Consider the following 234-nt stretch of genomic DNA (forward strand, 5'->3'; position numbering starts at 1 on the left):
TAGACGCCCGGATAGGTGTTCGCCTGTTCCTGATCGTCGCCGATCAGCTGCGGCTTCACATTGCCGACGTTGTTGACACCGAAGCTGAAGTTGTAGGTGTCGGTCAGGTCGAACGAGAAGGCGAGGTCGATGTAGTTCTTCGCCTTGAGCTTCGGCACGGCCAGCTCTGCCGGATCGACGTCCGCGTTGGCGATCGAGTCCGCCTTGACGCTGGACAGGTACCGCCAACGCAGG

General features: G+C 60.7%; 1 protein-coding gene. It reads right to left on the bottom strand.

What is annotated here, in order from left to right; translation table 11 throughout:
• Positions 1-234 (bottom strand): hypothetical protein (locus QD228_RS17090; protein ID WP_279876143.1); only part of this gene is annotated, 234 nt, incomplete at both ends.

Source organism: Cobetia sp. 3AK (assembly GCF_029846335.1).
In the GTDB taxonomy this organism is placed as follows: Bacteria; Pseudomonadota; Gammaproteobacteria; order Pseudomonadales; family Halomonadaceae; genus Cobetia; species Cobetia marina.